17 protein-coding genes and 1 riboswitch are annotated in these 25,908 nt (G+C 43.9%); of the genes, 4 read left to right on the forward strand and 13 right to left on the reverse strand.

Annotated elements, in window-relative coordinates; translation table 11 throughout:
• From recD to rppH, 12 genes are all read right to left on the reverse strand, one after another.
• Positions 1-1,893: an exodeoxyribonuclease V subunit alpha gene (gene recD / locus Xind_RS02510; protein WP_246432447.1), complete on the reverse strand. Its 1,893-nt coding sequence runs from the start codon at positions 1,891-1,893 to the stop codon at positions 1-3.
• Positions 1,890-5,549 carry an exodeoxyribonuclease V subunit beta gene (recB, locus tag Xind_RS02515; RefSeq protein ID WP_187649399.1) on the reverse strand — a complete coding sequence of 1,220 codons (3,660 nt, stop codon included), beginning with the start codon at positions 5,547-5,549 and terminating at the stop codon, positions 1,890-1,892. The genes recD and recB overlap by 4 nt, the downstream gene beginning before the upstream one ends.
• On the reverse strand, positions 5,546-8,431 hold the full coding sequence (ptrA, locus tag Xind_RS02520) for a pitrilysin (protein WP_187649400.1): 2,886 nt from the start codon (positions 8,429-8,431) through the stop codon (positions 5,546-5,548). Before ptrA ends, recB begins: the two co-directional genes overlap by 4 nt.
• 31 nt (positions 8,432-8,462) lie before the next feature.
• Positions 8,463-11,843 carry an exodeoxyribonuclease V subunit gamma gene (recC, locus tag Xind_RS02525; RefSeq protein WP_187649401.1) on the reverse strand — a complete coding sequence of 1,127 codons (3,381 nt, stop codon included), beginning with the start codon at positions 11,841-11,843 and terminating at the stop codon, positions 8,463-8,465.
• Positions 11,836-12,207: a prepilin-type N-terminal cleavage/methylation domain-containing protein gene (locus Xind_RS02530; RefSeq protein WP_047679363.1), complete on the reverse strand. Its 372-nt coding sequence runs from the start codon at positions 12,205-12,207 to the stop codon at positions 11,836-11,838. The genes recC and Xind_RS02530 overlap by 8 nt, the downstream gene beginning before the upstream one ends.
• Positions 12,204-12,665 (reverse strand): YgdB family protein, encoded by a 462-nt coding sequence (locus Xind_RS02535; protein WP_338114327.1) that lies wholly within the window; start codon positions 12,663-12,665, stop codon positions 12,204-12,206. The genes Xind_RS02530 and Xind_RS02535 overlap by 4 nt, the downstream gene beginning before the upstream one ends.
• Entirely contained in the window at positions 12,658-13,296 is a 639-nt protein-coding gene (locus Xind_RS02540; protein ID WP_047679359.1) for a prepilin peptidase-dependent protein, read from the reverse strand. Before Xind_RS02540 ends, Xind_RS02535 begins: the two co-directional genes overlap by 8 nt.
• A complete protein-coding gene (locus Xind_RS02545) occupies positions 13,293-13,799 on the reverse strand; it encodes a prepilin peptidase-dependent protein (protein ID WP_156115320.1) in 507 nt (168 codons plus the stop codon). The genes Xind_RS02540 and Xind_RS02545 overlap by 4 nt, the downstream gene beginning before the upstream one ends.
• 348 nt (positions 13,800-14,147) lie before the next feature.
• Positions 14,148-14,942: a thymidylate synthase gene (gene thyA / locus Xind_RS02550; protein WP_047679357.1), complete on the reverse strand. Its 795-nt coding sequence runs from the start codon at positions 14,940-14,942 to the stop codon at positions 14,148-14,150.
• Positions 14,939-15,844 (reverse strand): prolipoprotein diacylglyceryl transferase, encoded by a 906-nt coding sequence (gene lgt / locus Xind_RS02555; protein WP_187649402.1) that lies wholly within the window; start codon positions 15,842-15,844, stop codon positions 14,939-14,941. Before lgt ends, thyA begins: the two co-directional genes overlap by 4 nt.
• An 84-nt stretch (positions 15,845-15,928) precedes the next feature.
• Positions 15,929-18,175, reverse strand: a complete 2,247-nt coding sequence (gene ptsP / locus Xind_RS02560) for a phosphoenolpyruvate--protein phosphotransferase (protein WP_187649403.1) — start codon at positions 18,173-18,175, stop codon at positions 15,929-15,931.
• 22 nt (positions 18,176-18,197) lie between these two features.
• The gene (gene rppH, locus Xind_RS02565) at positions 18,198-18,728 is read right to left on the reverse strand and encodes an RNA pyrophosphohydrolase (protein WP_038259852.1); all 531 of its coding nucleotides are present in this window, start codon (positions 18,726-18,728) and stop codon (positions 18,198-18,200) included.
• 116 nt (positions 18,729-18,844) lie between these two features.
• Positions 18,845-18,949, forward strand: a riboswitch (TPP riboswitch).
• Between the two features lie 171 nt (positions 18,950-19,120).
• On the opposite strand from rppH, the gene thiB reads away from it, so the two are divergent.
• The 3 genes from thiB to thiQ are packed head-to-tail and all read left to right on the forward strand — an operon-like array spanning position 19,121 to position 22,375.
• The gene (thiB, locus tag Xind_RS02570) at positions 19,121-20,107 is read left to right on the forward strand and encodes a thiamine ABC transporter substrate binding subunit (RefSeq protein ID WP_187649458.1); all 987 of its coding nucleotides are present in this window, start codon (positions 19,121-19,123) and stop codon (positions 20,105-20,107) included.
• Complete coding sequence (gene thiP / locus Xind_RS02575; RefSeq protein ID WP_187649404.1) at positions 20,083-21,687, forward strand: thiamine/thiamine pyrophosphate ABC transporter permease ThiP; 1,605 nt, start codon at positions 20,083-20,085, stop codon at positions 21,685-21,687. The genes thiB and thiP overlap by 25 nt, the downstream gene beginning before the upstream one ends.
• A complete protein-coding gene (gene thiQ, locus Xind_RS02580; protein WP_047679349.1) occupies positions 21,680-22,375 on the forward strand; it encodes a thiamine ABC transporter ATP-binding protein ThiQ in 696 nt (231 codons plus the stop codon). The genes thiP and thiQ overlap by 8 nt, the downstream gene beginning before the upstream one ends.
• Positions 22,376-22,455: 80 nt before the next feature.
• Here the strand turns inward: thiQ and Xind_RS02585 are convergent, their stop codons facing one another.
• Complete coding sequence (locus Xind_RS02585) at positions 22,456-23,274, reverse strand: hypothetical protein (RefSeq protein ID WP_187649405.1); 819 nt, start codon at positions 23,272-23,274, stop codon at positions 22,456-22,458.
• Positions 23,275-23,472: 198 nt separating this feature from the next.
• On the opposite strand from Xind_RS02585, the gene Xind_RS02590 reads away from it, so the two are divergent.
• Positions 23,473-25,821 (forward strand): DNA polymerase II, encoded by a 2,349-nt coding sequence (locus tag Xind_RS02590; protein ID WP_187649406.1) that lies wholly within the window; start codon positions 23,473-23,475, stop codon positions 25,819-25,821.
• Positions 25,822-25,908: the final 87 nt, after the last annotated feature.

Here is a 25,908-nt window from a genome sequence, read left to right on the forward strand (position 1 = left end):
TTATGCCTTAAGCCATTCTATTAACCCACTCCGCCTTTGAGTGGGTGTCGCAACAGCCTTAGACAAAACTCCCTTATGTGCGTATAGCGTCAATTTCTCACGAGCGCGGGTCAAAGCCGTATAAACCAGCTCCCGGCTCACAACAGGAGAAAACTGGGTTGGTAACACTAATGCTGTATGCTCAAACTCAGAGCCTTGTGATTTGTGCACTGTCATTACATACGCCGTTTCATGCAGGGGCAAACGGCTTGGCTGAAAAGGTTTGATCTGCCCGTCCGATAACTGGAAATAGGCTTTCAACTCATTATTCTGATCCTTAAGCATAATACCAATATCACCATTAAACAGCCCCAATGTGCTGTCATTGCGCAAAATCATGATCGGCCGTCCGGCATAGCCCCGATTCTCCATAAACTGATTTCCCGTATATTTGGGTAAAGCAATCATTCCCTTACGATGCAGCAATTGTTCCACTCGCTGGTTCAATCCACTGACACCAAACGGCCCTTCTCTTAAAGCACATAACAACCTGAAACGGTTAAATTCGACCAGGATAGTCTTTTCAGGTGCCTTTTCGTTCACCAGCGCCAAATAGCGGTAATAACTTTCTGTAGTTTCAATCAACAAACGCTGATAGTCTTCATCTTCTGCAAGGGGATTAAAGTCCACATCAGACAGAGATTGCCTTAATACAGTTGTAACACGCTTACTGTCCCCCTGATTGACTGCTGAAGCCAGTTGCCCAATACCAGAGGCAGCATTAAAACGATAACTCTTACGCAGCAAACATAAACAATCCCGCACTGTCAGAGTTATATCTTCTGGCTCAGATATTGAATATGACACTAACTGGCAACCCGTTAACTTCGTCAATTGATTTGCACGATCGATACTGTATCCTTGTTCAGCAAAACGACAGATATCTCCCAATACCGCTCCCGCTTCTACAGAAGCCAACTGATCTTTATCCCCCAGAAAAATCACTTTTGCTTTTGCTGGCAGGGCATCAATCAAACGCGCCATCATGGGTAAATCTACCATGGAGGCTTCATCAACAATCAGGATATCAAGGGTAAGCGGATTATCACGATGATAACGGAGTTTTTGGCTTTCAGGCTGTGCTCCCAGCAAGCGATGGATGGTTTGTGCCTGCTCAGGGATATTCCGCCGCTGTTCATCTGTCAAAGCCAGTTTGTTGACTGCCTCCCCAAGCGATTCAGTCAATCTGGCAGCCGCTTTCCCTGTAGGAGCCGCCAGTTGAATACTCAATGGATTTCCTTCATTCAATTTAATCAATGTGGCCAGCAACTTCGCTACTGTTGTTGTTTTTCCGGTTCCCGGCCCGCCAGAGATAACAGAAATACGGCTGGTGACAGCCACTGCTGCTGCCACTTTCTGCCAATCGATTTCACTTTCAACAGCGACACCAAAAAGTTCATCTAAAATGTTCCGTAGCTGTATTTCATCAATATCATCAGCCAGTGCCACATCAGCAAAAAACGCGGCTATCCGACGTTCACTTTGCCACATCCGCTGCAAGTAAAGGCGATAACCAGAAAGTATTATCGGTGTGGGAAACTGCCCATCGCCTATTGCCGGGCATGCCTGCAAGACAGCAATCATTTGTTGTTGACTGGGTTTTCCTACTAAAGTCCACAGTGATGCCACTAACTCAGGATGTCGCCCTTCAAATAAATGTTCAGGTGAAATCCTGTTCAGAGGCAGGCAAACATGACCCGCCCCCGCTTCTGCACTCAAATAGGCAGTAATCAGCAATAATAATGGATTTTCATCTTCAATCATCGCATAGGCAAACTGCACATCTAACGGACGCAGCAATTTTTGAGCAACAGCTTGCTGCAATAATGGCATTACGTTCATGACTGCACTCATGCACTTTGTTCCTCATCAGTTGCACAATCGTCGTTTATACAGTCAACAGTACAATCGACGGTACTAAAGAGCATATCCAGTGCATCAACAAATTCAACCGGTGGCAGATAGCGATAAATACCCTGTCCCGGATTATTGTTATCAATGCCACGCAGAAACAAATATATCACCCCACCAAAATGCTGCCGATAATCATAGTCCGTCAATCGATGGCGTAAATAACGATGCAGTGCCAGCGTATAGAGTTGGTATTGCAAATCATACCGATGCTCTATCATGGCTGAGGCCATAGCTTCCTGAGTGTATGATTCGCTGCTTTCTCCCAACCAGTTCGATTTATAATCCACCACGTAAAACTTATCCTGCCAGCAAAATACCAAGTCAATAAACCCTTTCAACATACCTTTGACCTGATGGAAGGACAAAGGAGCGCACTGTGCTGACAAGGGATCATAACGATGGGTTAAGGCATCCAATGCGTTGGAACGCAGTAAATTATCAACCGGCAGATAAAACTGCATTTCGTTTTGTTGATGATAATGTGGAACATCCGCAAGCCGCATTCCTTGTTCATTTAACTCTGCGGTCTGGATATCCATCATCCATTGCTGCAATACTGATGCCCAGCTCTCATCAAAACCTGCGGTTGTCAGCTTTTCCGCCAACCAGATCTGATCCGGCCGAGAGCTGAAATCCAGCTCTTCCAGAACTGAATGTAAAAACGTTCCAGCTGATGCCCCGCGCGGAAAAGTATGCGGTGTCATCAGCATTGATGGTTCAACTTGTTTTTCACCACGAACGTCAATATCAAGTTTCGGTGCAATGGATTGGACAATCACTTCTACTGATTCGCCAAACGCACTGACATGAGCCTGAGAGCTGATATAATTATGAGAAACTGAACTCTGTAAGCCGGAATAACTGGTTACCCGCCAGTCATCCCGAATGGCGCGCCGGAATTTTCTGGCAGCCAGCAATAACACATCTTCACTTCTGGGTTCCCATCTTTCATCTCCAATATCCTTTATCGGTATCACCTGAATATTGTCATCTTTGAGTTCATTTAAGCTACATTCCAGTAACGCTGCATCACCTTTCTGCCCTTTTTGCACCAAATAACCAAGGGCGGAAAGATGTAAATCCGTATCCCCGGTTTTTTTCTTATTCCCCTGAATCAATGGCGCAACACCGACACTACAGTGATACACCGCTCGCGTTAAAGCCACATAGAGCAGACGCAAATCTTCCGCCAACCGCTCTTCATCGGCTAATGCCAGTTTTTCACTATCCTCAAAGATACTGAAATGGGTTTCAAAATTCTGACGATCGTGATAAATAGCCCGTTCCTGTTTTTTGAAGCTACAAATAAAAGGCAGCCAGACCAAAGGGTACTCGAGCCCCTTTGATTTGTGGATGGTACAAATCTGAACCAGATGTTTATCACTTTCCAGACGCATTTGCTGACTTTCTAACTGTGGATCAGGACGGGAAATCTGCTGTGCCAGCCAGCGAACCACTGAATGTTCACTATCCAATTGCAACGATTCTTCCTGCAACAGTTCACTAATATGCATAATATCAGTCAAACGACGCTCACCGTCATATCCTGCCAAGAGATTCTCTGCAATTCGGTATTTTCCCATGACTGCCCGTAACATCGGCAAAACACCACGTAAGCGCCACAACCGGGCATAACTGTCAAACTCATCCACCAACGTATTCCATGCTGTTTCATCATGGTTTAGCTGATCAATCTGCCGGGCACTTAAGCCAAATAAACTACTGGCTAATGCACTTCTGAGTACACGTTCCTTTTCTGGTGATAACACCGCTTGCAGAAGCCAGAGCAAGTCTTTAGCTTCTGGCGTATCAAATACATTCTCACGATTGGAAAGGAAGACAGATGGGATCTGTAATTTATTCAACTCATCACGAACCAATGCGGCTTCACTGCGACTACGCACCAGTACCGTAATATCCGCCGCTGTAACAGGCCTGCTTTTTTCACCCCGTTGCAACAGCGCATTCCCTTCCTGCCCTGCCAGTAACCAATCTCTGATTTGAGCAGCACACAATCGTGCCATGCCCTGTTCGTAATCCCTTTTTGAAACTCCCTCTCCAGACTGGAACCAGAACTGCAAGGCTGTTTGTTCCTGCTCATGGAGCAATAATTTCAGGTCGTGATTTTTCTCTGCTGAGTTGACGTGAATAAACGGAATTTGGTCAAACAGAAACGGACGCTCTGTATGGGAAAACAACTTATTGACCGCTTGTACCATCGGAGCAGAAGAACGCCAGTTAGTTTCCAACGTGTAATGCGCACTCACTTGGGCACGCGCCTGAATGTAGGTGAAAATATCCGCCCCGCGAAATGCATAAATTGCTTGTTTGGGGTCACCAATGAACAACAAACCATTTTCCGCTTGATGACGATATATGGCCTGAAAAATTCGGTATTGCTGCGGGTCAGTGTCCTGAAACTCATCGATCATCGCAACGGGGTAACGTTGCCGGATGGTTTCCGCCAGTTTTTCTCCACCTTCACGCTTCAAAGCGGTATCCAATCGCGTCAGTAAGTCGTCAAAGCCCATATGCCCACGCATCAGTTTTTCCTGATTGATGGACTGGCGTACTTCAACAATCGCTTTGGAGATGATGATGTCGCGTATGGTTAGTGGTTGTTGATATAAGTCATCAATGGCCGTAAACACGGGATGCCGGGGAACGTCACCCTTTTTGGTTTTTTCTTCCAATCTTGACTGGCAAAATTTATCCAAGTCTTTAGGAAGTTGATAATCTCTGGTTTGTGATTTAGCCCACTCAGAAACGCTATTCAGCCAATTTGGTAAATTATTCTTACTGTAACTGCGCTTATCTACCCCAGAATTACCAATCAGCGCTTGTAAATCCTGTACAGCCTCATTCCACTGCTGTTTGACCCCATCAATCAAAGCAATAATCTTTTCGTGGCGGCTAACTAAGGTTTCATCACCGTCCGGCGCGTTGATGATATATGGAATATCCCCTCGAAGATGATCAGATATATCTTCCAACAGAGCATCTGGCCCACTCCATTCCTGACTGATCACCGTCGCCATTGATAGCGACAACGGATAACAGCGGCGCCGCCAGAAATCAGCACAACTTTGCTTTCGAAGTGGATATTCATCCTGAATCAACGTTTGCTCAAACAGAATGCCGGATTCAAACGCATTGTGCACCAACATGCGCTGGCAGAAGCCATGAATGGTGTAAATTGCCGCTTCGTCCATTTGACGTTCAGCAGCCAGTAACCAATCCGCCGCACTTTGCCTGTCGGGGATCTCTGCCAGCAATTGCTGATAAACCGGATCATTTACCGCGTTATTCTGCCGAATGCATGCCAGTCGCAACTGGTGGATATTTTTACGAATACGTCCACGCAATTCATCTGTTGCTGCCTTGGTAAATGTTACAACCAAGATCTCTTCAACATTAAGCGGACGGGAAAAGGCGGCATTGCCGCCCAATCCGAGTAACAAACGCAGGTAGAGTAAACCTATCGTGTAGGTTTTTCCCGTACCTGCTGAAGCCTCAATCAGCCGCTGACCATGCAGCGGCAATGTTAACGGGTTAAGTTTATGAGACGTTATGTTACGGGGTATTTCTGTGCTCACTGAGCATTCACCTTAATCGGTAATTGTTTCTGAAAAGCGGATACATTCGGGTAAGTCTTCCAGCCTTTCAACTCTGCATATTGATGAAGTGAGCCTTTCTTCCCTGTAATTTGTGAAATCAGTGCTAAACCCTGACGTTTCATGACTGCTTTATCATAAAATTCAATCAATTGTGCTTTCGTCACTTTTTCAAGAGAGGCAATCATTTTCTCTCTTGAATCAAATTTGAAGTTATTAAGACCAAAATCACTGCCGTAACGGGATGCTTCCGCAGAAAACGTTTGTGGTGGTTGGCGCATCTCTGTCAGCAATACTGTTTTATACTGCTCAAAATTTGCATCAGACATTGCCTGCAATTTTTTCTTAGTTTGCTGATAGAAACTCTGGTAACGCTGGTGCAGGTAATCAGGCTGTTCGCTGTTACTCTGCAACAGGAAGCCGAGCCCCCATTGTTCTCCTACCCTTGTATTGAAGGCAAAAACCGCATAACCCAATTGCTCTGTTGTTCTTAATTGATCATAGAACCAAGTCGATAAAATACTACTCAGAAGATTAGAATAGGCATATCCATTAATGCGATCATATCCCGTCGGGATGTAGACTTCCGCCAGTGCATTATCAGTGCTACTGGAAGTGCCTTCAAAGTTAACAGCATAATTACGTTTCAATTCGACATTTTCGCCACTCCACCACACAGTACCCTGGTTGGCGAGCTGCTTATGCGCAGATATAACAATATCAATACTCTGTTTTTCGGTTAAATTACCGAAGACGACCGCCTGTAAAGCAGAATTGTGGATCATCTTATGACGGTATTTAACAATATCATCAACATTGATGCTATCCATCGCTTTTAAGCGTTCAGACTGTTCAATATAAGGAACATTGGATAAACGAGAAACCGGCTGCATTGCCATTTCATAGGCTTTGCCTTCATTGGCGATTTCCAACTGGTTACGATACCAAGACTTCGCTTGTTTCAGTTCAGCCGGAGTTGGTATAAATGCCATATACTGGCTGATAGCAGAAGTTAACAATTCAGGTAAATGTTGGGTATAACCATATGCCCCGATTTGCAACCCATCACTATACTCGGTTGTCATCGCCAGACCTCCGACGGACGCCTGATAACCAAGCTGATCCAGTGCAAGAGAAGACAAATAAGACAACAGAGCGTAAGTCACCTGTTCTTTGGCGCTCTTCACACCATCAGCATTGCGCAGAGCCAATGCGATGCTTGCTTTCGGTTCATCGGCAAAATATTGGCTTGGCATATACAGCAGACGAACACTCGGCTGTTCCAGAATCATTTTGGGATGTTTCTGGCTGCCAGATGTCTTAATCAGGGACAAATTATCAGGAATATAAGGGTTCAGTTCTGGTAAAGAGAATGAAATACCTTTCTCCAGTTTTTGCCACTCATTACGCTGTTGTTGAGTGATTTTATTAACCTGATAAGGTGCCTGAACAAAATAAGCCTCTTTGTTATGTGGCTCTTTCGGGCTGATAAACCAAATGCGAGCATTTTCAGGTGTCAATTGAGCCAAACGGCTGGCAATAGCCTGAGGGTTATATTCATCCGCAAGATAGCAAGCATCCACCACATGAGAAACAGGCACCTGTAACATGGCATCAACTAACGACTGAATATAGTTCATATCCCGTACGATTGAGGCATACTGGAATGATAAATTGAATACTTTAGCCATTTCATCAAAATAGCTTTTTTGAATGCCTTTTTGCTTCAGCAGGTTAATGTAAGAAAAGATAGCCGCAATAACCTGATCACGCCGCTCAAGCCCTTTGTCTGTCAATGTGACATAAATACTGAATGAACCGGAATTACCATCTGTTTTCGGGCTAGCACTGGCACTGATCCCTTCGGCCAGCCCCTGTTTCAGTAACCAGTCAGACAGGGTATTCTCACTGCGGTTACCAATCAGATAGCCAATATAGGCATCAGTTTTACTGCGAAAATCAGCGCTATTATCGGCAATGCTGAATTCCAGTTGCAACGATTTATAAGGTTTAAATGGCACGTAATGGATAATGACATTTCTTTCTTTATCTGTTATCGCCGGAACCGTAATGGCAGAGACGGAAGCATGTCGATTCGGAATACGGCCAAAAGTATCCACCGCAATCTGAGCTAATTTTTCTATCGGCTGATTTCCATACAGGACACCTTTCATCAAATTGCCAGAGTAATAACGCTGATAAAAATCAACCAGTGCAGTCTGTAACTTACTGTCTGGTTTATCTTTCAGGGTTTCCAGATTTCCCCCCGCAAAACGGGAATTCGGATGAGCCGGATTCAAGGTTTCCGAACGGATCTGCCAGATGCGGTGCCCTTCTCCGGCACGAGCAATGGTCATTTCGTTATCAACGGCATGGCGCTCCCAATCAGTACTCTCAGGATCTAACAAAGGCTCTGCAAGTGCATCGGCCAGACGATCTGTCGCCTCTGCCAAAGAACCATTCTCAACTTCCAAATAAAAGGCTGTGCGGTTGGGTGAAGTGCTGGCATTGCCGCTCCCTCCATGTTTCTGTAAGAAACCATCAAAGCTGCCGGGCTGAGGATAGCGTTTAGACCCCATAAATACCATGTGTTCCAAATAGTGTGCCAGTCCAAGCTGATTATCTGGATTCTGCATATGACCAACGGGGATTGCCACAGCCGCCAATGATTTAACTGCTTTTTCATCTGAAACCAGCAGAACTGTCATGTCATTTTTCAGTTGGATAGCTTTATATTCACGGAAATCACGCTCACTTTTATGAATGGTTTCCGGTAACGGTTGCCAAGGCGATTCGGCATATGTTGTTTCTCCCCAGAAAAGTAGAAAAAGCATCATCGTGATGCGAATAACATATTTAGGCATAACCTAATATTCTCCCTATTTCTTCTTTAAGCTATTTCTTCTTTAAATAGTACGCCATAGGCAACAAGTAGTTCTGCACTTCGCGTTTCATGCGTACCCAAAATGATTGATCCACCTGCCTGAAAGCTCTTTGAGTATAAGCATCACTAAATTCACCCTTTTTTCCTTGTGTTCCTAGCCATTGCTGCATTAATTTGCTTTCCGCTTTTTGCTGAGCTTCCTCACTAAAATTAATCTGCTGGCTTTCCTTGTCGTAACAAGCCTCCAGCCATGCCCAACCACTTCGGCAGAACAGAGGAAGAGGCTCGGACATCCCTTGAAAATAGCCTGCAACCAACTGATTCAGATAGTTCTTGGCTTCATCGGTTGTCAATGGTGAAAAATGCCATACACTGCTTTCCCTTCCATACATGCGACTTTCACCTTCTCCTCCTGAGAAGCAGTAAGCAAGATGTTCAATCCATAGTTGGATACCATCATTGGCAGTTAAGTTCGCCGGACGCCAACATAAAATTCCGTCAGATTGAACTTGGTTAATTTTTCCGGTCAGAGTAACAGCATCTAATTCATGGCGTAATGCTATGACAGAAGAGTCCATTCTCTCCTCTCGTACCTTATCTGCCAATGGCTGCATCGCCTCAAGCTGATTCCGCCAATATACTTCACCAAATGCACCGTGTGGCAACCCACCTGATGCACGGAGGTGATAAAACAATGAGTCAGGTTGCCCCTGCTCAAGCAAAATGTTCAATAACAATTGATTGAATTGATAACGCTGCAAATGATCCAATACAAAAGGCTCTTCCTCAGGTAATTCCGTTTCTTCAATAACAAAATGGACTTTCAATTTTTGCTGAAAAAATGCCCTGACCGGATGGCGATAAAAACGAACCAGATCATCCAACGCCACTTCTGTTATCTCACGAGTATCGCAGTCTAACGGCTGACCAAAATGAACGGGGGAAATGCCTTGCAAACTGGCTGCCGGTAGCCATTCAACCGCATAACTTTGTAGCTCATGATCGGGTTGAAAGTTTTCCGTGGCAAAAGGGACACGCGTATGTTGCCGCAACAGATGATTTCTGACTTTTTTTGCACTGTCATCCACATTGAGCATCTCATCTCCCGGCAAGCAGCAACTCTGGCAAACATAATCCAGCAGTTCGTTAACCAATACGGAAGGGTTACATTCTGTATCATCGCGAATTGATTTACCAATGTAACTGATATACAAACACTCTTCTGCTGATATCAATGCTTCCAGAAACAGATAACGGTCATCGTCACGCCGTTTCCTGTCCCCTCTCTGGCTTTTTTCTGTCATCAGATCAAAGCCAAGTGGTGGGATTGTTCGTGGATAAATACCATCATTCATTCCCAACAAACAAACAACTTTAAAGGGAATAGAGCGCATTGGCATCAGAGTACAAAAGTTCAGGGAACCCGCAAGAAAACGTTGGCTGATCTTCTCATCATCAAAACGCAGAGCTAACTCATCACGCAGTAAGATCAGGGGTATTTTTTTGTCATAATGTGCATGCAAACCATTCTCAATCACCTTCTGCCATTGCTGGATGATCAATGCCAATACCAGCTCGGTTTCATTATCCGCAATAAAAAAGGTTTCCAGCAATTGTGGACAAATACCAAGCCAGTCCGTCAATGATTGCTCTTCACTCAGAATCCTGCGCCAGCGATTTAATTCCATCAAAAACTCAGCCAGTTGCCCGGCCAGTTCTGCGGCAAGGCCACTGGATTCATCATAAGGTAAAACCTCATTCCACGGGCCTGCGTGGCTATCCATTGCATAACCTAGCAACATGCGTGTCAGACCAAAATGCCAGGTATTCTGCCCGGTGGCAGGCAATGACAGCGCTTCAATATTGTCATCATCCAGCCCCCAACGGATACCGGATTCCTTTACCCAACGCCGCAATAAACGTAACCCATCTTCCTGAATTGCGAACTTATCAGCCAGAGAAGGTACTTCCAATAATGCTAATACCTGCTCGGCTGTAAAACGGCTCTGAGGTAAATCCAATAAAGTAATAAAAGCCTGCAATACCGGGTGTGCCTGACGGGCTTTACGATCAGAAATGGCAAAAGGAATATAACGTTCATCCGGTACGTTACCGAATACGGCCTGAATATAGGGCGTATAATTGTCGATATCAGCCATCATGACAATAATGTCCCTCGGTGTCAGAGAAGGATTATCATCTAACAGACGCAGTATTTGATCCTGCAAAACCTCGACTTCTCTCTGTGGACTGTGGCACGAATGAAAAGACAGAGAATGATCTTCCCAGACAATCTGTCGTTTCTTCAGACTATTTTTGAATGTGCTTTCTGTAGAGCCAATTTGAGCATGATCTTCAAGATGCAAGATATCCCGCTGGAGTTGATGCAGAATACAATCTGGCTCCAGTTCAACAAAAGCATGGATGTCAGCATCCGGCTCCAATTGGGACAACAGGTAAAGATTATCTCTTCCTAATTTTCCCCATGAAGCCAGTAAAGGGTTACTCAGATTCTGTTCCCCTTCTTCATTAAAAAGGGATTGCGCACTATCTGGATCTCTGAATCGTTCTAATGATTGCTGACTGCGGTAATGTCTAGGTTTACGGCTGTTCAATTTAGCAAGAAATGCGTAATTCTGAATATCACCCCAATAATATTGGCACGGGTTAGTGAACATTAGGTGGATATCAATCTGCTTACCCAGTGCCTTGAATACTTGCAGGTAAGTGGGAGGTAAAGAAGATATGCCACAAATAAAGATCCGTGAAGGCAGTTTTTCCTGTGGAAAATTTCCATCTTCCAATGCTGAAATAAAGCGATGATATAAGTTGGCACGATGCCACAGAGGTTGCTGTAGTTGATACGTGTACGCTATCAACTCGATCCATAACCGTTTCTGCCATTCCTGGTTCACACTTAGTCCATCAATGAGTTGCCCACTTTCCCAGCTCTCCAGCCATTGAGGACGATAAACCAGGTATTGGTCAAACAGGTCAGCAACTCTGCCAGCCAACTGATGGATCCTACGTTTATCATGATCCTGATCGAGATAATGTCTGAGTGCCACAAACTCAGGCTCAGTTAACAGGTTGGGTAGAAGTGTCATCAGTTTCCATTTCATGGCATCTTTGCTGAATGCACCTTCTCTGGGAACATCAGGCAATACCTGTGTAAACATCTGCCAGATAAACGTTGCCGGCAAAGGAAATTCCATATTTGCAGCAATCCCTAATTTCTCTGCCAGTTGAATTTGCAGCCACTGTGACATACCGGGGCTTTGAACCAGGATCACTTCTTTGTCAAATGGGTTAGCGAGGGGGTTCTCCCTGATAAATATCGCCATCAACTCTTTCAGAATATCGAGTTGATTTGAATGATAAACTTTAAACATCAATGCTCCCGCTTGCACAAAACCAGCGTTCTAATTTACCTGAAGGATTATAGCTTTTTGTCACAGTTACCGTTATCTGATAGCACCCCAATGGATGAAATTCCTGTCGAAACTCCGTTTCCCACCCTTGTTGTGATCCCTTTTCACCTTCAATCATCTTTCCTTTTAATGACTCATATTGTTCCAACTGCTCATGTGCCAGTTTTACTGCCTTAAGTTGTAACCAATACTGCTGGAAATTTGATAACAGTGCCTGATGGTAACGCATTAAACCTAACAGCGAGACAGCAAACACGACAGATGCCACCATGACTTCCGGCAAACTTATGCCATTCTGCTGCTTATGCCTGCGAAATATTTTCATAAACAAAATTCAACCGGTATGACAGGACAAAAATCTAACCAACCACTTTTAACAGGAGTAAGTGTATCCTGATTTGAACCTTTCATCTGTTTCATCCATTGATAAAGTTCAAGATGTTCTCCGGCAGAAAACGATGCTATTCCCTTTAACAGAAAAAGATCATCCTGATAACGCCTGAGGCAACTTTGCAAATAAGATCCTGATTTCTGTAAACAGATCCAGCTCCCCAACTCCCGTGAATGAAGCGGCCATGACTGTACTGAACCCCATGCCAATGATGACTCTGCCTGTTGAAAAGCATTCAGATATTTCTGTTCATCAAACATCATCAACATGGCATTTTCTTGCTGGTAATGCAGTGCTTTCAGCGTCATTAAACTTAATGTCAGCATCATAAGAATCGATACCAACAGAGCATTACCTTTTTGGTCTTTATGCTGTTGGCTTAAGTCATGCACCAGGTGATTTCCTTATGTTGCGCAACCGAATTATGGTTTGGTAGTGATAAACAACAGAAGGAGATTTCACCCAACTGGCTTTGATGGACAATGTTATAAATATCAGCCTATTTTTTGACTGTGATTTTTCAAGGTGAAAAGTGTCAATAGTGACTTCTTTGGGATCAAAAAGCCGTTCCCAGTTATTTTCCTGACAATTTCCTGCTCCTCTTTTCCATTCAAGAGCACGATTATTTAATCGGTAACCAAAAAATTCAGAGGCTGTGTGCTCAGGCTCTTCCCATTGATTATTTAAATTAAGGTCAAAAGCGACAATAAAACAGGAATGGGTAGCTTCGGTATTTTTATTTTGAATCACCAACGCTTCTCCTTTACATTGTTTACTGTCCTGACAATAGCCTGCCCGCCTGAGATCTTTTTCCATCATATGAGCTACCCGATTCACCAGGTAGTGGAGACGGTATTGACGGTAGAGATCGAGTATCTGGCCGGATAAAACAGGATAACTCTTTGCCATCGCAATAAAAATTACGCTGCCAATCAACATAGCAACCAGAACTTCCAGCAGAGAAAAACCTGACTGATTTTCTCTGGAACAGTTTCGCCTGAAACAGCTTATAGCCCATATCATGAGTTTTTGATGTCTCCACAATCAGGAAGCTGATTTATATGATTACTGCATGTCCTGATTCGCCCTCTCCCTGAAATGACGATACTTATTTCTCCGGCAGAATTTGCCAGTACAAAGCTGGCTGGCATCGCGGTATTTCTGACACCATAAAAATCGATTCGCTTACTGGTTGTTGATACCAGAAGCACATCATCATGTGGTGAACTGACACGCTCTCCTTCCCCTTCATTGCAATCTGTACTCACGGTAATTGAGGAAACAAGACACCAGGATTGCCCAGTCACCAGCCACAATGTTCGTTCCTGATTCATATAATTCGCCAGAGCCTGCTGCCTTTCCATAAAAGACAACACATTCTGCACGGCTGATTGCAACTGCAAGCCACTCTGGTAATTTACCCAACTATGCAATCCGTAGAGCAAACTCATTGAAATTAATATCATTGCTATCATTAACTCTAACAATGTAAATCCGCTTTGCCGGTTAGTGTACTTATCGCTCATCAGCATCCAGCCTATTTCTCTGTTTACTGGTTTAAATTCTCGCTGGCGAAAATATCTTCAATTTGGAAGAAAATAAAAAGCGTAATTTTTTATTTATGCGAGGAGATTTGAAGAGAAATCTCAGTATATTGCTCTGTTACATTCTATTTGCGAGCCAGTCCAACAACATGACCAATGAGATTAAAATTTGCACAAATTAACGACTTCGACTTGGTGATCAGGAAATAGGAAATAGGAAATAGATGAGTTTCAGGCAGAAATATAAGGGTATGAATTAAAATTCTAAATTATTTTTTCGGATAAATATTTTTTCCATCCCTAAAGAGGGATGGAAAAAATAATGCAGAATTAAATCGCCACCGGGGCTTTAATACCCGGATGCGGATCATAATCGACAATTTCAAAGTCTTCGAATCGATAATCGAACAGAGATGCGGGCTTACGCTTAATAACCAACTTTGGCAACGCTTTGGGTTCACGGCTCAATTGCAGTTTCGTCTGCTCCATATGATTGCTGTAAAGGTGGGTATCACCGCCAGTCCAGACGAAATCCCCCACTTCCAGATCACACTGCTGAGCCATCATATGAACTAACAAAGCATAGCTGGCAATGTTAAATGGTAATCCTAAAAATACATCACAGGAACGCTGGTAAAGCTGGCAAGACAGTTTGCCATCTGCCACGTAAAACTGGAAAAATGCGTGACAGGGTGCCAAAGCCATTTTGTCCAATTCGCCAACATTCCATGCAGAAACAATGATCCGGCGGGAGTCGGGATCACTCTTTAATTGTTCAATAACATTGGTTAGCTGATCAATCTGACGACCATCCGCTGCTCCCCAGGAGCGCCATTGTTTACCATAAACTGGCCCTAAGTCACCATTTTCGTCAGCCCATTCGTCCCAGATAGTAACGCTATTATCATGCAGGTATTTAATATTGGTATCACCGTTCAGGAACCACAACAGTTCATGAATAATAGAGCGGAGATGGCAGCGTTTGGTTGTTACCAGCGGAAAACCTTCTTGCAAATTGAAACGCATCTGATGACCAAAGATTGAAAGTGTCCCTGTGCCTGTACGGTCATCTTTTGCTGCACCCTCTTCCAGCACTTTTTTCATTAAATCCAGATACTGTTTCATTTTGCCTCTTGTACCTTATCATTTCGCGTATTATTACGAGTATTGTTGTTGCGGGAACACTTATATGCCCATACCATCATCAGAATCCCCGCTAAAATCATTGGCATGGAAAGGATTTGCCCCATACTGATCCCTTCAAATAATCCAAGTTGAGCATCAGGTTGACGGAAAAACTCAACGATGATACGGAATACACCGTAACCAATCAGGAATAACCCTGAGACACTTCCCATCGGGCGTGGCTTACGAATAAATAAATTCAGGATGATAAACAGCACAATGCCTTCCAGCACCATTTCATACAGTTGTGAAGGATGACGCGGCAGGACACCATACTTTTCCAAAACAGGCCATAACGAGGAATTGGTGGTTGCCAATGCAATATCTTCACTACGGGAACCCGGAAACAGCATTGCCCACGGTGTATCAAGCGTGACACGCCCCCACAACTCGCCATTAATAAAGTTACCGATACGCCCCATACCTAAGCCAAAAGGAACCAGTGGCGCAACAAAATCAGCAGTTTGCAGGAAGTGGCGTTTCGTTCTGCGCGAGAACCACCACATTGCACAAATGACACCAACCAATCCTCCGTGAAAAGACATTCCGCCGTCCCAGACCTTAAACAGATACAAAGGATTATTCAGGAACATCGGCAGGTTATAGAACAGAACATAACCGAGGCGCCCACCAATGAATACCCCGGCAAAACCTGCATACAGCAAGTTTTCTACTTCGTTCTTATTCCAGCCACTGTTTGGTTTTGCCGCACGACGATTTGCTAACCACATAGCAAAAACAAAACCAACCAGATACATAAAACCGTACCAGTGGAGAGATACGGGGCCGATTGAAAATATGACAGGGTCAATATTAGGAAATGCCAGGTAGCTAGTGCTCATCGTTCCCCACTAATAATATGTTGTGTGAATGAATTTGTGTGTTAATGCCCTAAGACAAATAATCGTAAATAATAGCATGGGCGCTTAAATGCCACCACGCACCAACCCACCAAGACCGTGGGTTTCCAGAAATGCAGAGGAAATCTCTCTCACTTGTTGGCTGGTTTCCGCCTCTAATACTTCTTTGACAAAATAGTTGAGTTCGTCCGAATCTAAATGATGCAGCAAGTACTTGATACGCGGCACACTTCGACCACTCATGCTCAGGCTACGATAACCAAGACCTATCAAAATCAGCGCCCCCATCGGCAAACCTGCCATTTCACCACAAACACTAACGGGTAAGCCAATACGCCGGCTTTCATCAATAATCTGTTTTAACGCTCTGATTACTGCCGGATGCAGGTTGTCATACAGAGAAGCGACATGTGTATTATTACGATCTACCGCAAGTAAATACTGGGTTAAATCGTTTGTACCGATAGAGATAAAATCAACGCGTTTCTTCAATTGTGGCAGCAGCAGGATCAAGGAAGGAACTTCTACCATGATCCCGACTTGTGGCATCGTAATAGTTGTCGCAACTGATCGTTCAACTTCTGCTTTTGCCCTGTTGATCAACTTCCTGGCTTCGTCAATCTCTTCAATACTGCTCACCATCGGCAGCAATATTTTCAGGTTCTCCGTCTGTACATTGGCTTTCAGCATAGCTCTGAGCTGAATCAAAAATATTTCCGGCTGATCCAGGGTAATGCGAATTCCCCGCCAGCCAAGACAAGGGTTTTCTTCGTTAATTGGCATATAAGGAAGGTTTTTGTCAGCGCCAACATCCAACGTCCGCAATACGACTGACTTATCAGGAAAAAGTGTGAGCATTTCTTGGTAGCGGTTTTTCTGTTCATCTTCGGATGGAAAACCACTATGCAACATAAAAGGGATCTCAGTACGATACAACCCGACACCATCGATACTATCACCCATGTGTTGCTCATATTTCAAGCTCAAACCCGCATTGAGCTGAACAAATACTCTTTCCCCATTCTTAAGACGTGCTTTTTGTTGCAATTCGCCTTCAGCCAATTCGCTGAGCATCTGCTCTTCTTCAATAAGTTGGCGATATTCCTGAACAACCAGTGGCTCTGGTTCAATAAAAAATTCTCCGCGATAGCCATCCAGAATCAACATCCGGTTATGCAGTAGTTCTGGTTGAATGTCTGCGCCCATAATCGCAGGTATACCCATTGCCCTGACCAATATTGCGGAATGAGAGTGCGTTGCCCCATCCCGTACAATGACACCAGCCAGCTTATCCTGTGGTATTTCGGCCAGTAAATTGGCACTGAGCTCATCAGCAACCAGAATGAAATGTTCAGGCCACTGGCTGTTGCCAGTAAAAGAATCATCCAGATGGAACAATACCCGTTGCCCAAGTGCGCGTAAATCAGAGGCTCTTTCCCGCATATAAGCATCTTGCAGGCTGGCGAATTGTTCTGCATATTTCTCAATCACGGCCTTAACCGCCCATTCTGCGATAAAGCCGCTATCAACGGAATGAAACAGATCCTGTTTAAGTTTGGGATCGTTCAATAAATGGGAATAGAGATCAAAAATGGCAGCACTTTCTTTTTGTGAACTGGCTGTAAATCGTTTACTTATTCGACGACATTCTGCGGTTGCCAGTTCAAGGGCTTGGGTCAAACGAGAACGTTCAGCCTGATAATTCAGTGTTGATGCTTCAAATACTTGTTCGAGCGATGGCTGAGAACAATCCTGCCATCCCTGTGCCATGACAATGCCATCGGAAACCGCCAGTGCCTTGATACGTGTCTGGCGATACTGACCAAACAGTCCCCGGATCTGCGCTTGAGAAAGGATCGCAGCCAATTGCATAGCAAGTGTCACCATAAAGGACTCTTCACTTTCATCAAATAATCGGCGTTCATTTTGTTGAACAACCAAAATTCCTTGCAATTGGCGACGATAAATAATTGGAACCCCTAAAAAGGCCCGCAGATTTTCTTCTTTTACTTGAGGAATATATTTGAAACTAGGATGGTCACGCACATCAGCAAGGTTGATTAATTCCGACAAACGCCCGACTTCACCCACAACACCTTCATTAAAGGCGAGGCTGATTACACGTTTTTCTGGCTTTTTTAACCCCTTAGTCGCCATCAGGTAATAGCAACAACGCTGATGGTCTGCCAGATAAATAGAACAAACTTCCGTGTTCATTGCTAAACAGGTTTCATTGACTAATAGCCCAAGCGCATCCGATAAATTTGTTGCCATCGCAACCTTTTCAACAATTTCCCGTAAGCGCATGAGCATAACGATTACCTAAATTAATTATCTAACTTCTTCTACGACGATATATATAGGTTGAATAGGGTTGTGAAGTAGATTCCTGCATTGGCATCACAATGGAAGAAAATTCTTTCATCACACGGCGGTATACATCTCGTTTAAACGAAACAACTTGCCTGACAGGATACCAATAGCTCACCCAACGCCATCCATCAAATTCTGGTGTACTACTGCGCTGCACATTAATATCTGTTTCATTACAAAGCAACTGCAATAAAAACCAGCGTTGCTTTTGCCCGATACAAACGGGCTTTGTATCCCAACGCACCAAACGCTTGGGTAATTTGTAACGCAACCAGCTACGGGTGGAGGCGAGAACCCGTACATCTTTGCGATTTAAACCAACTTCTTCGAACAACTCACGATACATCGCTTGTTCTGGTGATTCCCCCGGATTGATGCCCCCTTGAGGAAACTGCCAGGAATGTTGCCCATAACGACGAGCCCACAGAACCTGTCCTTGACGATTACAAATTACAATTCCTACATTCGGGCGGTAGCCATCATCATCGATCACCAGACTACCTCTCGATAAAACGAATTTGAAAAGATAGCTAATTGTTTCACACTCATCTCAAGCGGTAAACCTCTATGATGGGACTTTGCAGTCACAACCGAAGTCTCTACAATACAGTCACCTCAACGGGGTGCGATTGTTGCCGGGCAGCATCGCTGAGAACAAACCCGTAGAACCTGATCCGGCTGATACTGGCGTAGGGATTTGAGTTGCTATTCTATAAATAGTCATTTTATCTGGCACTTTCTCAAATCCTTTACCAGTCTGCTAATAACGCATTTAATTATGAGCGCTAATAGCTACTGTTAATAACTATTTTTAATAACGATTATTAATAACTACAGGAGAGCAAAGTGTTTAATCATTTATTTTTCCGATTTATTGTGAGATTTATTGCGATAAGTGCATTATCGATTTCTGCATGTGCCTTTGCTCAGGCAGCACAAGCAAAGCCCATATTAACCGTTTACACTTATGATTCATTCGCTTCTGAGTGGGGCCCCGGCCCTGTTATTAAAAAAGCTTTTGAAGCAGAATGTGATTGTGAATTGAAACTCGTCGCCCTGGAAGATGGTGTATCTTTGCTGAACCGTATAAGAATGGAAGGCAAAAAAGCATCGGCAGATGTTGTTCTGGGGTTAGATAATAACCTGATCCAAGCGGCCCAACAGACTGGATTATTCACTGCGAGCCGTGTTGATACAACAAAGTTAAAATTGCCTGTCACATGGAATAACAATACCTTTATTCCTTATGATTACGGTTATTTTGCTTTTATTTACAACAAAAATACCTTACCTAATCCCCCCAAAAGCATGGAAGAGCTTATTAACAGCCACCAGAATTGGAAGATTATTTATCAGGACCCACGCACCAGTACTCCTGGATTAGGTTTTTTACTCTGGATACAAGATATCTATGGTGATAATGCTGCACCAAAGTGGCAGAAAATCGCCCAAAAAACACTGACTGTCACCAAAGGCTGGAGTGAAGCTTATGGGTTATTCCTGAAAGGTGAAGGGGATATGGTGCTTAGCTATACTACATCACCGGGCTATCACATCGTAGCCGAGAAAAAAGATAATTACGCTGCTGCTATATTCAACGAGGGACACTATTTACAAATTGAAGTCGCCGCCCAGTTGGCTTCCAGCAAACAGCCTGAACTGGCACAGAGATTCATGCAATTCATGGTTTCACCTGCATTCCAGCAAGCTATTCCGACCACCCAGTGGATGTATCCCGTGATTGATCTACCGCTGCCAGACGTTTTCAAACAACTGCCCGTGCCTGAGAAATCACTGCAATTCAATGCAGAAGAAGTGGCAAAACACCGTACACAATGGATCCGTACATGGCAAAGTGCTGTAAGCCGTTAATTGCAGGTTGGTTACTGCCGGGGGTAATTGCCTCCGGCTTGCTGCTTCTCATTGCCCTGTCAGCTTTCGGGGCACTTTGGGTTAACGCACCTGAAAGCCACTGGCAGATATTTTTGAGTGACAACTATCTGTGGCATGTCATTCGCTTTACTTTCTGGCAGGCGTTTTTGTCTGCTTCATTCTCAGTCATACCTGCAATATTTCTGGCAAGAGCACTCTATCGCCGTCACTTTCCGGGCAGAACGCTTTTTTTACGTCTATGCGCCATGACGCTGGTACTTCCTGTTTTAGTCGCCCTGTTTGGCATACTGACTGTTTATGGGCGTATTGGCTGGCTGGCTAATCTTTGCCAATGGATAGGGATTGAATACCGTTTTACCCCTTACGGCCTGCAAGGCATTTTGTTGGCACATATTTTCTTTAATATGCCAATGGCAACACGATTACTGCTCCAGTCGCTGGAAGGTATTGCAGTAGAACAACGGCAACTTGCAGCGCAGCTTGGTATGAATGAATGGCAACATTTTCGCTTTGTCGAATGGCCTTATCTACTCCGTCAGATCTTGCCAACGGCAGCACTGATTTTCATGCTGTGCTTTGCCAGTTTTGCTGCGGTACTCGCATTGGGAGGCGGTCCTTCTGCAACTACAATTGAACTCGCTATTTATCAGGCTATTAAGTATGACTACGATCTTGGTCAAGCGGCTCTGCTCGCGCTGATCCAACTCTTTTGCTGTCTTGGTCTGGTCTTGCTGAGCCAAAAGCTCAAAGGGGTTCTTTCGGTGGGGCACGGTTATCAACAACAATGGCGTAATCCACAGGATTCATGGCTGAAAAGGTTATGTGACGGATTGCTTATCACCACAGCATTGCTGTTTTTGCTCCCGCCTTTACTGGCCGTCATTGTGGATGGATTGAACAGTGCCGTGTTTGATGTTCTCAGTAAACCCGCCTTGTGGCAGGCTTTCACGACCTCCATAATTATCGCGCTAGGGGCGGGTTTCTTATGTGTTTTACTGACTATGATGCTGTTATGGAGCAGTCGTGAATTGCGCCTGCGCCATTTATCCCGTTGGGGGCAGGCAATGGAAAGCAGTGGATTATTGATTCTTGCTATGCCCGGTATTGTCCTTGCGACAGGCTTTTTTATTCTGCTGAATAATACTATTGGGTTGCCGGATTCCCCTTATGAACTGATTATCCTGACCAATGCGCTGATGGCAATTCCCTATGCTTTAAAAGTGCTGGATAATCCAATGCGTGATCTGGCTGAACGCTATAATCCGCTATGCCTCTCTCTCAATATTCAGGGTCTCCATCGCCTACGCTGGATTGAGCTTAAGGCGCTGAAAATCCCATTAGCGCAGGCACTGGCTTTCGCCAGTGTGCTGTCAATCGGGGATTTTGGGGTTGTCGCATTATTTGGAGACGAGAATTTCCGTACCTTGCCCTTCTACCTTTATCAACAAATCGGGGCATATCGCAGTCAAGATGGTGCTGTAACTGCATTTCTGCTACTACTTCTCTGTTTTATTTTATTTAGTGTTCTTGAACGATTACCGGGTCAACGCCATGATTAAACTTGAAAATGTTACTTATACCTATGAACAGATTGCTATGCGTTTCGACGTCAACGTCAAAGCCGGCGAACGTATTGCAATCCTCGGCCCTAGCGGAGCGGGTAAAAGCACATTATTAAGTTTAATGGCAGGATTTCAATTCGCAAAGAGTGGTGATATCTGGTTAGATAAGGAAAATCATACAAATACAGCACCTTCCAAACGGCCAGTATCCATGCTGTTTCAGGAAAATAATCTGTTTTCCCATTTAACCATTGAGCAGAATATTGGTTTGGGCTTACATCCCGGTCTTAAATTAAATGCTCAACAACGGCAGACGCTGCAACAAATTGCATCGCAAGTCTCACTGACAGAATATTTGAACCGCCTGCCCGCCCAACTTTCCGGTGGGCAGCGCCAACGCGCAGCGCTGGCTCGCTGTTTAGTACGTCAGCAACCTGTTTTATTACTGGATGAGCCTTTTTCAGCACTTGACCCCGCTTTACGTAATGAAATGCTGGCATTACTGGATCAGGTATGTCGTGACCGAAAACTCACTTTATTGATGGTATCCCATAATCTTGATGATGCCGCCAAAATCGCACCGCGTTCTCTGTTGATTGTGGATGGAACCATTCATTACGATGGTGCAACGGAGAAATTGGTGAATGGTGAAGCCCCTGAGGCGGGGATTTTGGGGATAATATAATTGATTATGTGTGCCGCAACTTCCTTTATTCGGTGTACTACAAAATCCGCTATACCACAAAGCCTCGCCTTTCGGAGGGATCAAAAAATATGAAATAATCGGGATAAGCCGTCATATCTATCTTCATCTACCTTTTCTTTTTCTTCCAGATGTACGGCATACTTGTCCCATATCAGGCATTTTTTCCCCACCCAGGGTGGAGTAGTGGGTTTGCCTCCCTCCCAAAACTGTACTTTTTTAGCGACTCTGGGATTGGCCCGGTGTCTGAACAACCATCTTAACTCTTTTCCAGTTATACTTTTTATATTTCCTCTTCTCTCTCCCTCTAAACTCACACTCACAAACTGATTACTATTTTTATTTGTGTTTATATCATCATTATTTATGTTTAGATCATACTTTCCAACGACGCTTTCCATATTAATACCGTCAAGTATGAAATGTATATGTATATCCAGAGTTAATTCATTATCACCCATGCTTATCCACGATATTCCACCTTTACATTTCCTTCCTACAAGTTTACGTCTGTATGTTGTGGATTCGGTCACACTTCGATATTTATTATCCAGATTTAGATGTCTAAAGAAGCTTTCTTCATATTTTTTGTAGTTATCATTTTCAATGTATTGGAATTCCTTATGAATATCACGGCATATTTTTACATGCTCCAGATTTTTTTCATCCATATTTTCAAGAAAATCAAACATATTTTCTAATTCTGAAGGAATTAAATAACTAGCAATCGTTACCGGAGGATAACCTTTATTATCATAATGTTTTTTTGTATCTTCAAAAAATTTGATTGTATGTTTATATCTCCTTATTATTTCACTAGATAACCCATATATTAAATCACCTTTATAAAACCTTTCTCTATAAGGAGGAATAAATGGCATATATTACCCCACTTAATACCCAATATATTTAAAATGATTTTTTATATCATCTGTTATTTAAAATAGTGTATTCATTAGTATAGTTTTTAAAATAAAAATACCCGATTAAGTAAAAATCCTGCCAACTGCTCCAAAAACAACTGTATAAATAAACATGAGATGCTATAATTCAGGTTATTGCCTTAATACCGAAATATTATGCAGATAAATCCTGTTGAACAAGGCTTCATCCTATCCCGTCACTGGAAAGATACGCCATCTGGTATCGAATTAGTGTATTGGTTAGCCACAGATAAAGGTAGCCAACGCATTATCATTCCTCACCAAAAAGCCATCGCTTTTTTCCCTCAACGTGATTTACATAAAGCGCAGCCTCTGCTGACTCAAGAGCGATCTTGTGAGTTCAAGACATTACCACTGAAAGATTTTAATCGCCAAGCTGTCTCCGCTTTGTATTGTTCGCAATATCGTCAATTACAACATTGGGAGAAAGTATTCAGGGAGCAGGGCATTCCGCTTTACGAAACTGATATCCGCCCTCCGGATCGTTTTATGATGGAACGTTTTATTACCGCTCCCGTCTGGTTTCATCAGAAGCCAGACGGGAGCTATCAGATGAAACCGAATCCTGATTATCGACCCAACTTGAAATGGGTTTCTCTGGATATCGAAACCAGCCAGCATGGCGAGTTGTATTCCATCGGTTTAGCAGGCTGTGGTGAGAAAACTGTGTTGATGCTAGGACCGGAAAATAGTGAAAAGCGAGAGCTGGATTTCAACCTGGAGTATGTTGCCGGCCGCCCACAACTGTTGGAAAAACTGAATGAATGGCTGAAAGTTTACGATCCCGATGCCATTATCGGTTGGAACCTGATCCAATTTGATTTAAAGGTGCTACAGCAACATAGCGAACGCTATAATATTCCTCTGCGATTTGGTCGTGGTGGTAGCCTGTTGGAATGGCGCGAGCACAGTTTTAAGTCTGGACACTTTTTTGCATCAACAGAAGGCCGTTTGATCATTGATGGTATTGATGCACTGAAAACAGCCACCTGGAATTTTCCCTCGTTTAGTCTTGAATATGTTGCTCAGGAGTTATTGGGAGAAGGGAAAGCCATTGATAGCCCTTATGATCGGATGGATGAAATTAACCGTCGCTTTCAGGAAGATAAACCTGCTCTCGCCCACTACAATTTGCAGGACTGTATTCTGGTCAACCGAATTTTTGAGAAAACAGATCTTATCGCCTTCTTGTTGGAACGAGCGACGGTAACAGGATTGGCTGCGGATCGGGCCGGAGGTTCTGTTGCCGCATTCACCCATCTTTATCTGCCGAAAATGCACCGTATGGGTTATGTCGCTCCTATTCAACCAACGGATTTCACGGATCACAGTCCAGGTGGTTTTGTGATGGATTCATTTCCGGGCTTGTATGATTCAGTGCTGGTATTGGATTACAAGAGTCTTTACCCTTCCATTATCCGTACTTTCCTTATCGATCCCGTCGGGATGGTAGAAGGCCTTGCCCATCCAGATAATAAACATTCTGTGCCCGGTTTCCGGCAAGCATTTTTTTCCCGTACACAGCACTGTCTGCCTGATATTGTCACGCAAATCTGGTATGAGCGTGATAAAGCCAAAAAACAGCAGAATGCCCCACTGGCTCAGGCTCTGAAGATTATTATGAATGCCTTCTATGGTGTACTCGGAGCCTCAGGCTGCCACTTTTTTGATTCACGCCTGACATCATCCATTACGATGCGTGGGCACCAGATTATGCATCAAACCCGCGATTTGCTTGAATCACAGGGGTATCAGGTTATTTATGGCGATACGGATTCCACGTTTGTCTGGCTGAAACGCCCTCATTCCGAAAAAGAGGCCAGCCTGATTGGTCACTCGCTGACACAGTTTGTCAATCAGTGGTGGAAAAATTATCTCAGAACCCAATTCAATCTTGAAAGCACACTGGAACTGGAATTTGAAACTCACTATCGGCGTTTTCTTATGCCGACAGTAAGGGGCACAGAGGAAGGCAGTAAAAAACGTTATGCGGGTTTGAGTGGCAACAAGATGGTATTCAAAGGATTGGAAACAGTAAGAAGCGACTGGACGCTATTAGCACAAACATTCCAGCAAGAGCTGTATTCCCTTATTTTTCATCAGCAACCTTATCAGGATTATATTCGTGATTATGTCGCCCGCACATTGGCAGGTGAATTTGATAAGCGACTGATTTATCGAAAACGGCTACGCCGAAAGCTGGCTGATTATCAGCGCAATGTTCCCCCTCATGTCAGGGCTGCACGTCTGGCTGATGAGTATAATCAGCAGAAAAATCGCCCATTGCAGTATCAAAATGGCGGTTGGATCAGCTATATCATCACACAATCCGGGCCTCAATCACTGGAAAATCTGACTTCACCGCCAGATTATGAACACTACATCAATAAGCAGATTATGCCGATTGCTGATGCTATCTTGCCATTTATTCGGGATGACTTTATAACCCTGTTGACGGGGCAAATGAACCTGTCTTTTGATTAATTGATATTTTTGCAGGTGACGACTTGCTCAGCTTGAATTAACATAACGTCCCTCTAAAGGGAAATGACCCTTTTATGAGCTATTTTT

Source organism: Xenorhabdus indica, from assembly GCF_014467235.1.
GTDB classification, from domain to species: Bacteria; Pseudomonadota; Gammaproteobacteria; order Enterobacterales; family Enterobacteriaceae; genus Xenorhabdus; species Xenorhabdus indica.